Genomic DNA, 10906 nt, shown 5'->3' with positions numbered 1-10906 from the left:
AATAATTGTCTCGCTGCTTTGCTTTTCTGAGTCTGTATCAACAATCTGTTCATCAATCTTGTGCTCGCTAAAATCATATTCGGAGTCAAAACTTTCCTCACTATCATCTCGTTGCTTATTTTCTTCATTATTGTCGCTATCAGTATCGGTATTATTTTGATCTGTATCAGCCTCATTATTATCATTTTGTTGATCTTCTTGGTTTTTACTTTCATTTGTATCATCAAATATATCCAAATTTTGTAATATCTCTGATACTTTCGAATTATATATATCTTGATTTTCTAAATTTTCTAAAAGAAAATTAATATGTTTTTTTAAGGATTTGTCAAAATCATTTTCCCAATAACTTAAAATTTTTTCATTAAGGCTATTTAAATTTATTTTATAGAAATTCTTAAGCATATATAATTCAAATGCCTCTATTACACTTACATCCTCTTTAGAAAATAACTGATCTTTTTTTTTTGTTAAAATTTCATTTGTGTAGTTTTCTTTCAGATTTGCACCAACACCTTTAAGTATATTTGAACCTAATATCTCGCATCTTATTTTTTCAGATAATTCATAAAGCTGTTTATATGATGAATTTTGTGGAAAATTATTCCTAAATATTTCTGTATTTGAAAATTTTCTTTTTAAAGCGCCCGAGTCAATCTCGGCTCTATATTTAACAAAATCACTTCTACTCTCTAATTTATCTAATTCAAAAAGATCTATTTTTGACTTTTTTTTATTTTTTTTGTCATTATTGGGAGAATAATCGTCTGCAATAGCGTTAGCAGTTGATAAAAGGGCTAATTTAAATTTTTCTTTAAAATTATCTTCTTTGCTCATTTAACTTTGAATATTTAACATAGACTCTGGCAATTCTTCACCAAAACATCTCTGGTAATATTCGGCGATTATATTCTTTTCAATCTCATCGCATTTATTTAAAAAAGTCACTCTAAAGCCATAACCAATATCCTTGAAAATTTCAGAATTCTCTACCCAATGTAAAACGGTCCTGGGACTCATAACTGTAGAAATATCGCCAGCTATGAAACCTTTCCTTGTTAAAGTTGCAACTTTAATCATATTTGCAACTTTTTCCTTTCCTTTTGCATTATTTAAATTTTTATTCTTGGCCAAAATTATTTCCATCTCTTTCTCTAGGCTTAAGTAATTTAAAGAAGTTACAATATTCCACCTGTCCATCTGACCCTGGTTTATTTGCTGAGTACCATGATACAAACCTGTTGTATCACCTAGCCCTACTGTATTTGATGTTGCGAACAATCTAAAATATTTATTTTGTTTTATTACTTTATTTTTATCAAGAAGTGTAAAACTCCCATCAGCCTCTAAAACTCTTTGGATTACAAACATCACGTCAGGTCTCCCAGCATCATACTCGTCGAAGACTAAAGCAACAGGATTTTGAATTGACCAAGGTAGTATCCCTTCTTTAAATTCTGTTATTTGTTTACTATCTTTAATTGTTATTGCATCTTTACCAATTAAATCAATTCTACTTACGTGACTGTCTAGATTTATACGAATGCAAGGCCAATTTAATCTTGCAGCTACCTGTTCTATATGTGTAGATTTTCCTGTACCATGATAACCTTGAACAAGGACTCTTTTGTTAAATGAGAATCCCGAAAGTATTGCTAGTGTTGTATCTCTATCAAATATATAATTTTTATCAATTTCAGGAACATAATCATTTTTTTTCGAAAAAGCCTCAACCTCAATCTCAGAGTCAATCCCAAAAGTTTGTTTAACAGATAACTTTATGTCAGGTTTGATATTTAAATTATTTATCAATGTTTTTCCTATAAGTATTTTTTAATTGTGTGTATGCTAAAGTAATTACTTTAAGCTTTTCTTCATAATTTTTGTCACCTGAATTAATATCAGGGTGAAATTTTTTAACAAGTTTTTTAAACTTCTGCTGTATTTTGTCCCATTTTAAACCAACTGAAATACCCAAGACAGCAAAGGCTTTTATATCATTGTTAGTAAATTTCAAATTTCCTTTAGTATTAAATTGATTTTTAAATTTTAAATCATCGAATCCATCATTTAACGCATTATTCCACAATACCTTAAAAAAATTATCCGATGAGCTAAAACCTTGTGTTGGCTTGTGCCATGTTGCGTCACTTTTAAGAAACTGTATCACCTCTCTATCGCTCATACCCGAAAAATAATTCCAGTTTTTATTAAATTCTTTAACATGCTTTAAGCATAATAGTCTAAAATTCTTGCTATTATCTTTCTCTATTGGTGCTTTGTATTCTCCTATTTCAAAGCAATTATTCCAATCACAAATTGTTTTCATGCTATATAATAATATAATTTTTATGGATATAGAAACATTAAATTTAAAAATTAAAAAAAAAATTCAAGAAAAAATTTCTTGTGAAAAAATATCAATTGAGGATAAAACATTTCTGCACGTTAATCATAAAAGTCATAACAAAAATAAGTATCACATTAAATTGACTATTAAATCAAATGAGCTCAAGTTATTAAGCAAAATAGACTCAAATAAAAAAATTTATAATATTCTATCAAATGAAATTCAAAATTATATCCATTCAATCCAGATTCACATATTATAAAATTGAAGCCTTATAAATTTAGAGATCTTATTCAAATCAAAAAAATTATTATATGTTACATTTCCGATTTTTTTAATTAAAATTAAGTTTATTTTATTACTATTATTTTTTTTATCGTTTTTCATAAACTCTAAAAGTTTACCCACATCTTTTTTACCAAAATAATTTTTTACATGAAGTGACTTATCAATAGTATAAATATGTTCTTTGATTAAATTATGTTCTCTAAGATTTAAAAATTTCTCCTTTAAACTAAATTCGGAGGCACTATTAATTCCAAGCAAAACCGCCTCACCATGATTTAGTTTTTTCGAATATTTGTATGAAGCTTCGTAAGAATGTGCAAAAGTATGTCCAAGGTTAAGAGTCTTTCTTAAGTTTTTTTCCTTTTCGTCTTTTTCAACTATTCTTTTTTTAATTAAACAACTTTTATAAATAGCTTTATTAATAAATGGTTGTTTAAGTTTGATTATTTTATCAAAATTCTTAAGTAAAAAATTAAAGAACTTTTTGTCAGAAATAATAGAGTGTTTAAAAATTTCTGCATATCCACAAATGATTTCTCTTTTTGGAAGAGATTTTAAGAAGTCAATGTCAGCTATAACTAAATTTGGTTGATAAAAAGATCCTATTAAATTTTTACCAAAGCTTGTGTTAACACCAGTTTTTCCACCTATACTACTATCAACTTGCGCTAATAAAGTCGTTGGTATGTTAATAAATTTTAGCCCTCTTTTAAAAATACTTGCAGTAAATCCAGAAACATCACCAACAACTCCGCCTCCAACTGCAATTAAAGAATCATTTCTATTAAAGTTATATTTTTGCATTACAGTTAGTAATTTATTTACATTATGCTGGTCTTTATTTTTTTCACTTGAGGAAAATTTATACAAAATCACTTTTTTTTTGATTTTTTGTTTTAATTTTTTGATCATCTTAAATGGGACTTTGCTATCAAACACAATCAAATATTTTTCAGACTTAGGTAATTTAGATTTTAAAATTTTATCAAGTTTATTAATTAGATTTGATCCAATTAAAATCTCATATTTAGAATTCGCTGCACTGATTATAATTTTATTATTTTTCATATATTTCTAAAATTTTTTTGGCAATTTCTTGTTTTGATAGTTTATCACAATTAATTTTAAATTTTGCCAAAGAATATATTTTAGCTCTTTTTTCGATCAATTTGATTAAATCATTCTTTTTTAAGCTATAAGTAATAGGTCTTTTTTTACTCTTTGTTAATCTAGAAGTTAGAGTTTCTTTATCCCATTTAAGCCATACTGAATAATCATTTTTAAGTATTTTTGACCTGATTTTTTCATTTAGAAATGCTCCCCCTCCTAATGCAATAATATTGTTTGATTTTTTTAAAATTTCTAAAGTTTTTTTTTCCTCAATTTTTCTAAAAAACTCTTCCCCTTTGGTTTGGAAAATTTCTGCAATTTCTAAACCAATTTCTTCAATAATTAATTTATCAATATCATAAAGTTTTAGACCAGTAATTTTAGCCAACAATTTACCCAAACTACTTTTTCCAGATCCAGGCATGCCTAATAAAACAAGGTTTTTTTTCATATAAATAAATATCTCTATTGAAAAAACATAATATTGTCTTAATTTGATTTAATATAAAAACGTTATATGTATTTTCAAAAAAAGCAAGCAATTGGTAAGTCTAACTATTTAATAAAGTTAATTATTAAAATTGCGTTAGTATTTTTTTTATTTTTTATAATACTACTCTTAGTAGATCAAATTAATTTTCCCTCTCCAAATAAAAAGATTGAAAAAATAATCCCTAATGAAAATCTTAAAGTTATTAAATAAAATTTTATTATTTAAAATTTTATTTTCTTACTTATTATTTACAAACCTCTTTTCAAATGAGCCAGTAGATATATGGAGTATCAATAATAACTCAAATAATGAGAATAGTATTGAGCAAAATAATTTAGAGGAACCAGAGGGTGACTCATTAATTATACAAACACTTAATAATCAATCAACCACATCAATCGAATTAGATAATAAAATAAATGTAGACGAAAAAAATTATCTTGTAGGTTTATTTGATCCTGCAGAACATGATTTAACTTTAAACATGTGGCAATTATCAGATGGAGAAAAAATATTAAATATTATTGAAAAACTAAATAAACTTAATTTGTCAAATGATGCTAAAGATTTATACAATAAATTAATTTTAACCAATGCTCTTCCACCAAAAAATAATTTAACTATAGATGAATTTCTTAAACTAAAGACTAATTGGCTTATAAGAGTAAATGATTTAAATCTAATAAAGGAATTCTTATTAAAAAATTCTGAAAAAATTGACCAGGATTTAGTTAAGTATTATTTGGAACAAAATTTATCAAACAATAATTTAAATGATGCTTGCCAAATTCTTTCAAATTTAGAGTCTTTTGATGAGGATAAATATTTGGCCAAATTCAAAGTTTATTGTTTTATTTATAAAGATCAAAATGAAATTGCTCAAATGCAATTTGATCTTTTAAAGGAAAATGGTTTCAAAGATAAATTTTTTGAAAAAAAATTTGAATATTTAATGGGTTATTCAAATGAAATTGATGCTACAATATCAGAAAAAAATATTTTAGATTTCCATTTATCTCACAAAACAAATCCAAATTTTTCGTATATACCAAAAGATACTACAAATCAGCTTATTTGGAATTATCTAAGAAATAATAATTTATTAATTAGTGTAGATGAAGTTGTAATTGAAGATGATGCAAAGGTTATTTCAATTGAAAAAGAAACTCATAAGGGCAACTACTCAGAAAGTGATTTGTTAAATTTATACACTAGGTATAAATTTAATATTAATCAGCTCATTTCGATTGAAGAGTCTTACAAACTACTTCCTGAAAATCAGTCAAGAGCATTGTTATATCAGGGTTATTTGCTCTCAAAAGATGACGCTTATAAAATTAAAATTTTAGAAATTTTAAAAAATAGTTTTGATAAAAGTGAAATTGGTAATGCATTAGATAAAAAATTAGTTGAAATGCTGGAGGAAATAGATGAAAAAAATATCCCATCAGAATATTTGGAATTTTATAATTACCATCTTGCTGAAAAAAAAAACCAAAATAAAAAAATAAAAATAAATAATAAAATAATTCATCAATCGAAATTAGTTAGATATTTTGAAAATAATATGGAAGTTGAAAAAGCTGAAAAAGAACTTAATAAAATGTTAAAGAAAATAAAAAAAAATCAAAAATATTACTTTTCTACTAAAGACTTAATTGTAATTGAGGCTCTTATATCTGACGGTGTTCAAATCTCGGAAAAAAATAAAGAGTATTTCGAATTAGATAGTGCAAATATACCAACTGATATTCAAGTCATGATTAACGATGGTGAAATAGCAATGATATTACTTAGATTGGTTGAGATTATAGGCGAGGATAATTTAAAAGATTTAGGCACAGAAAGCCTTTATTTTATAATATCTACATTAAATAAACTAGGTATAGATAAAATTAGAAACGATATGATTTTAAAAACTATACCTTTAAAAGCATAAATTTAATAATACAATATATTTATGCCCTTAAAAAAAATAATTACTGTTCCTAGTGATACTTTAAGAAAAATATCTGAACCATTAGAAAACGTTGGTAAAGAGGAAAAAAAACTTATCAAGGATTTATTTGAAACTATGTACCACAATAAAGGAATTGGTCTTGCAGCAATCCAAGTAGGTATACCAAAAAGAATAATAGTTTTAGATGTATCCAAAGATGAGGAAAAAAAAGACCCCTTATGTTTTATAAATCCTGTAATTAAAAAACAAAGCGATGAAAAATCGGTTTATGAAGAGGGCTGTCTTAGTTTGCCAGATACTTTTATAGAAATTGAAAGACCAAAACTTTGCTGGATTGAATATATTAATATAGATGGAAAAAAAAAAGAAATTAAATGTGATGATTTATTATCAACTTGTATTCAACATGAAATAAACCATTTGGATGGTCGTTTGATAATTGATTATTTATCGAAACTTAAAAGAGATATAATAATTAAAAAACTCTCAAAAACTAAACAAGACCCTGATAGAATAGTTGTTTAAAAATGCTTAAAAAAATTGTTTTTATGGGCACTTCTGTTTTTGCCGTAAAAATATTAAAATCTCTATATCAGAATGGATATCCCATAGTTACTGTTTATACACAAGCTCCAAAAAAATCTAATAGAGGTATGAAAGTAACCAAATCTCCTGTTCATTCAATTTCTGAGACATTGAGTTTAGAAGTTAGAACACCAGTTACTTTAAAGAATAATCAAGAAGAGTATGAGTATTTAAAAAATATAGATGCTGATATGTGCCTAGTGATAGCATATGGTCAAATCATTCCTGAAAGTTTTTTAAATTTAACAAAAAAAGGATTTATAAATATTCATGCGTCTTTACTCCCTAAATATAGAGGAGCTGCTCCAATTCAAAGAGCTATAATGAATTTGGAAAAAAAAACTGGAATAAGTATTATGAAAATTAATTCTCAATTAGATGAAGGACCAGTATGTAAGTCTTATGAAATTGATATTGATGAAAAGGATAGCTCAGATGATTTATCAGAAAAATTATCTGATTTAGCAGTAGAAAAAATATTAGATGATATCGACGACATATTAGATGATAAAGCTAAATTTAGAGATCAAGATCACAGCAATGCTACTTATGCAAAAAAAATTGATAAAAAAGAGAGTAGTATTGATTGGAACACACCAGCAAAAAGTGTTATCGCAAAAATAAATGGATTAAATGGTGCTCATTTTATCTTCCAAGGAGCTAGATATAAAATTCTTAAAGCTGAATTAAATAATTTGAGTGGAAAGCCCGGTGAAATTATTGGAGATAGCTTAGAGATTGCTTGTAAAGAAAAGTCTATTAAAGTCATGATGATACAGAGAGAGGGAAAAAAGCCTCAAAAAACACCAGAATTCTTATTAGGCTCTCAAATTAAAAAAGGTCTTTTTTTAAGCAATGTATAGATACCAAATATTGATAGAGTATGAGGGCACAAAATTTATTGGATGGCAAACACAAAAAAAAGGAAATTCTGTTCAAAAAACTATTGAAATAATACTATCTAGGTTACTTAAAACACAAGTTAAATTGATAGGAGCTGGGCGAACTGATGCTGGGGTGCATGCATTAGAGCAATCAGCACATTTTGAAACTACAAAAATTATTAATAATAAAAAAAAGTTATTAAATTCTCTGAATTACTTTTTAAAAAAAAAGTTAATTTCAATTATTTCAATAATAAAAAAAAAAAATGATTTTCACGCAAGATATTCGGCTAAATTTAGGATTTATAAATACATAATATTTAATAGAGAGAGTAATCCATCAATTTTCATGAATAGAGGATGGCACATTAAAAATAAAATAGATATTCAAACAATGAAAAAAGGAGCAAAGTTATTAGAGGGCAAAAAAGACTTCTCTACTTTCAGAGCCTCTACATGCTCAGCAAAAAGTCCAATTAAAACCATGAGTTATGTCAAAGTAAAAAAAATTAAAAATTTGATAGTGATAAAATTCAAATCTAAGTCTTTTTTACAACAACAAGTAAGATCTATGGTTGGATGTTTGAAAGTTTTAGGAGAAAAAAAGTGGAATATAAAAAAATTTAAAGCTGTTCTAGTTTCAAAGAAAAGAAAATTGTGTGCTCCACCAGCACCACCGTATGGATTATTTCTAGAAAAGGTTATCTACTAATTCGTAAGCTCTTCTTATATTTTTTGTTTATTCTCCATCTACTTTCTTCTCGAACTATATATCCACAACAATTTTTAGATCGGCATTTGCAAGGAAATTGTTTATAGTCAGAGTCATAGCTAAATCCATAGTCATACGTAAGTTCCTCATTTTTTTTTATATCACGAATTGCTGTTACCCAAATCTTAAATCCAGTACCCTCAACTTCACAATTTGGACTACACGAATGATTAATAAGTCTTGCTGTGTTCCAAGAAAAATCTCCATCTAAAGAAAATCTTTTATTTAAATCGAACAAATAAATGTCTTTCGAGTTATCAAATTTTGGATTTTCTTCAACTTGTTTATTTGAAATTATTTTTCCTTTATAGCGAATTATTCTAGTTCCAGATTTAATATTTTTAGCTGCAACTAATCCCTTTTTATCTATATTTGATTTTATAACTTTATATAGCCTCATGTGTCTTATCTATTAAGAATATTTATTTAATCAACAAAATTCTAAAAGTGCGTTAACATGCTCGTTAGCACTTTCAGCAAGTGCGTTTAAGTCATATCCTCCCTCTAAAATAGAAACGACTTTCCCATTAGTAAATTTGTTAGTTGCAATTAATGTTCTTTTCGTTATTTCATAAAAATCTTTTGAGCTTAACTCAAACTGTGCCAAGGGATCGTCTTTATGTGCATCAAAGCCTGCAGAAAACAAAAGAAAATCGGGCTTGTATTTTACCAACCTTTCTAAAACTCTATCAAAAGCATTAAAGTATTCCTCAGAGTTAGTGCCAGCAGGCAAAGGGATATTTAAAGAGTTGTTAAAGTCCCCCTTATCTTTATCTGTTCCACCTCCTGGGTAAAAAGGATATTGGTGAGTAGAAATATATAAAGAATTTTTATTACCTCGCATAACATCGTAATTTCCATTGCCCCAGTGAACATCAAAATCAACACAAGCAATTTTTTTGTATTTGTATTTATTTATTAAATAGTTCGTTGCGACACCCGCATTTGAAATACAACAAAATCCCATAGCTTTATTTTTTTCAGCATGATGTCCGGGTGGTCTCGCTAAACAAAACGCATTTTTGAATTGATTATTTTCTATTCCATCTATTGCTCTAATTGTTGAACCTGCTGCATCAAAAACAGCATCTTTGCTATCAGGTGATACAACTGTATCCCCATCTAAGAATTTAAGACCTTTTTGTGGGAAGGAATTTTTTAAATTTTCAATGTAGTCCTTTGAATGAGTCATTGATAAAATTTCTTCTGGCACTTTGTCTGGTTTTTCCCATATAAGATCCTGTCTCTTCTTTAATTTTTCTTTAATTGCAATCACCCTTTTTGGTTGTTCAGGGTGACCATCTCCTGTGATATGTTTTTCATAAGAGTCAGAGCTAATGATTGCAGTCTTCACTTAAAATAATTTTGTAAAATATTTAAATAAATCTTGGTCAGTTTTTTCAAATCTTTCAAAGATACTGCCTCGTCTACTTTGTGCATCGTTTTACCAACCAAACCAAATTCAAGACCAGGACATATAGCTTTTATAAAACGTAGGTCTGAAGTTCCACCTGTGGTGGACAATTTTGGCTTAATTTTTGTAATTTTTTTTATAACATTTTGAACCATAAATGTTGTCTTGTTAGGCTTAGTCAAAAAAGCTTCACCTGAAACCCTATACTCAATTTTAAATTTAGATTTATGTTTTTTACTTATTTTTTTGAAAATTATATTAAGTCTTTTTTTTAAAGATTTAGAAGAATGCTTATTGTTAAATCTTATATTAAATGTTGCCTCAGCTTCTGCTGGTATAACATTGTCAGCAGTATTATTTACATTTATTTTAGTCACTTCTAGATTTGTAGGTTGAAAATTTTTTGTACCTTTATCAAATCTTATCTCTTTTAATTCCTTTAAAATTTTGACAATTATTGTTGAAGGGTTATTTGCTCTATGTGGATACGCTACGTGACCTTGTAGACCCAATATAGTTAATTTACCAGTCAAACTGCCTCTACGACCAATTTTTATCATCTCACCTAATACATTTGGATTTGTTGGTTCCCCAACTAAACAAAAATTAATTTTCTCTCTTTTTTTTTTTAAATATTCAACTACTTTTCTCGTACCATTGATTGCATCACCTTCTTCGTCGCCTGTAATTAGCAAACTAATTGATCCATTAAATTTATTATTTTTTGATAAAAAAGTACTTACAGCAGAAACAAACGCTGCTATAGAGCCTTTCATATCGTTTGCACCTCTTCCAATCAAATAGCCTTTTTTTACTGATGGGCTAAACGGTTTTATTGTCCAATCTTTTATATTTCCTGGAGGCACTACATCCAGGTGACCTGCATAACATAAATTTGGTTCTTTAGTACCTAATTTTGCATATAAATTTTTAACAGGTTGAAAACCTTTTTCTTTAAATTCTATTATTTTTGTTTTGAAACCAAGTTTTATTTTATTTTTTTTGGAAAGTTCATTTATAAAATTTCCTGCAACTTGTCCGAAGCCGAAG

The 10906-nt window shown here is 27.1% G+C and carries 12 protein-coding genes and 1 pseudogene; 5 read left to right on the top strand and 8 right to left on the bottom strand.

Going from position 1 to position 10906, the window contains the following annotated elements; all coding sequences use genetic code 11:
* From AMN73_RS00125 to AMN73_RS00115, 3 genes and pseudogenes are all read right to left on the bottom strand, one after another.
* Positions 1 to 837: pseudogene (locus tag AMN73_RS00125) on the bottom strand (cobaltochelatase CobT-related protein); the annotation flags it as partial.
* On the bottom strand, positions 838 to 1812 hold the full coding sequence (locus tag AMN73_RS00120) for an AAA family ATPase (protein ID WP_075534310.1): 975 nt from the start codon (positions 1810 to 1812) through the stop codon (positions 838 to 840).
* Positions 1802 to 2329, bottom strand: a complete 528-nt coding sequence (locus tag AMN73_RS00115; protein WP_075534309.1) for a J domain-containing protein — start codon at positions 2327 to 2329, stop codon at positions 1802 to 1804. The genes AMN73_RS00120 and AMN73_RS00115 overlap by 11 nt, the downstream gene beginning before the upstream one ends.
* A 22-nt stretch (positions 2330 to 2351) precedes the next feature.
* On the opposite strand from AMN73_RS00115, the gene AMN73_RS00110 reads away from it, so the two are divergent.
* Positions 2352 to 2612, top strand: a complete 261-nt coding sequence (locus AMN73_RS00110) for a BolA family transcriptional regulator (protein ID WP_256997798.1) — start codon at positions 2352 to 2354, stop codon at positions 2610 to 2612.
* Here the strand turns inward: AMN73_RS00110 and aroB are convergent.
* The gene (gene aroB, locus AMN73_RS00105; protein ID WP_075534307.1) at positions 2600 to 3706 is read right to left on the bottom strand and encodes a 3-dehydroquinate synthase; all 1107 of its coding nucleotides are present in this window, start codon (positions 3704 to 3706) and stop codon (positions 2600 to 2602) included. The genes AMN73_RS00110 and aroB overlap by 13 nt on opposite strands.
* Positions 3696 to 4199: a shikimate kinase gene (locus AMN73_RS00100; RefSeq protein ID WP_075534306.1), complete on the bottom strand. Its 504-nt coding sequence runs from the start codon at positions 4197 to 4199 to the stop codon at positions 3696 to 3698. The genes aroB and AMN73_RS00100 overlap by 11 nt, the downstream gene beginning before the upstream one ends.
* A 226-nt stretch (positions 4200 to 4425) precedes the next feature.
* Between AMN73_RS00100 and AMN73_RS00090 the strand changes: the two genes are divergently transcribed.
* Genes AMN73_RS00090 through truA form a run of 4 tightly spaced genes read left to right on the top strand, consistent with a single transcriptional unit; the run spans position 4426 to position 8382 of the window.
* The gene (locus AMN73_RS00090; RefSeq protein ID WP_075534304.1) at positions 4426 to 6180 is read left to right on the top strand and encodes a hypothetical protein; all 1755 of its coding nucleotides are present in this window, start codon (positions 4426 to 4428) and stop codon (positions 6178 to 6180) included.
* Between the two features lie 21 nt (positions 6181 to 6201).
* Positions 6202 to 6726, top strand: a complete 525-nt coding sequence (gene def, locus AMN73_RS00085) for a peptide deformylase (protein WP_075534303.1) — start codon at positions 6202 to 6204, stop codon at positions 6724 to 6726.
* Positions 6727 to 6728: 2 nt separating this feature from the next.
* Positions 6729 to 7649 (top strand): methionyl-tRNA formyltransferase, encoded by a 921-nt coding sequence (fmt, locus tag AMN73_RS00080; protein ID WP_075534302.1) that lies wholly within the window; start codon positions 6729 to 6731, stop codon positions 7647 to 7649.
* Positions 7642 to 8382 carry a tRNA pseudouridine(38-40) synthase TruA gene (gene truA / locus AMN73_RS00075; protein ID WP_075534301.1) on the top strand — a complete coding sequence of 247 codons (741 nt, stop codon included), beginning with the start codon at positions 7642 to 7644 and terminating at the stop codon, positions 8380 to 8382. The genes fmt and truA overlap by 8 nt, the downstream gene beginning before the upstream one ends.
* Here truA and AMN73_RS00070 read toward each other — a convergent pair.
* The 3 genes from AMN73_RS00070 to dapE all read right to left on the bottom strand — a co-directional run.
* Entirely contained in the window at positions 8372 to 8842 is a 471-nt protein-coding gene (locus AMN73_RS00070) for an SET domain-containing protein (RefSeq protein WP_075534300.1), read from the bottom strand. The genes truA and AMN73_RS00070 overlap by 11 nt on opposite strands.
* 30 nt (positions 8843 to 8872) lie before the next feature.
* A complete protein-coding gene (locus AMN73_RS00065; RefSeq protein WP_075534299.1) occupies positions 8873 to 9796 on the bottom strand; it encodes a histone deacetylase family protein in 924 nt (307 codons plus the stop codon).
* A partial coding sequence (gene dapE / locus AMN73_RS00060) for a succinyl-diaminopimelate desuccinylase (RefSeq protein ID WP_075534298.1) occupies positions 9793 to 10906 on the bottom strand: 1114 nt, incomplete at its 5' end. The genes dapE and AMN73_RS00065, both read right to left, overlap by 4 nt.

Source organism: Candidatus Pelagibacter communis, assembly GCF_001179965.1.
GTDB lineage: Bacteria > Pseudomonadota > Alphaproteobacteria > Pelagibacterales > Pelagibacteraceae > Pelagibacter.
The sequence above is the reverse complement of the archived record's forward strand: the minus strand, read 5'-3'. Positions and strand labels throughout refer to the sequence as shown.

Bases quoted from the DNA above. Each gene is read 5' to 3' on its own strand.
- AMN73_RS00115 (WP_075534309.1), bottom strand. From the start codon at position 2,329: ATGAAAACAATTTGTGATTGGAATAATTGCTTTGAAATAGGAGAATAC.
- AMN73_RS00110 (WP_256997798.1), top strand. From the start codon at position 2,352: ATGGATATAGAAACATTAAATTTAAAAATTAAAAAAAAAATTCAAGAA.
- aroB (WP_075534307.1), bottom strand. From the start codon at position 3,706: ATGAAAAATAATAAAATTATAATCAGTGCAGCGAATTCTAAATATGAG.
- AMN73_RS00100 (WP_075534306.1), bottom strand. From the start codon at position 4,199: ATGAAAAAAAACCTTGTTTTATTAGGCATGCCTGGATCTGGAAAAAGT.
- AMN73_RS00090 (WP_075534304.1), top strand. From the start codon at position 4,426: ATGAAAATCTTAAAGTTATTAAATAAAATTTTATTATTTAAAATTTTA.
- def (WP_075534303.1), top strand. From the start codon at position 6,202: ATGCCCTTAAAAAAAATAATTACTGTTCCTAGTGATACTTTAAGAAAA.
- fmt (WP_075534302.1), top strand. From the start codon at position 6,729: ATGCTTAAAAAAATTGTTTTTATGGGCACTTCTGTTTTTGCCGTAAAA.
- truA (WP_075534301.1), top strand. From the start codon at position 7,642: ATGTATAGATACCAAATATTGATAGAGTATGAGGGCACAAAATTTATT.
- AMN73_RS00070 (WP_075534300.1), bottom strand. From the start codon at position 8,842: ATGAGGCTATATAAAGTTATAAAATCAAATATAGATAAAAAGGGATTA.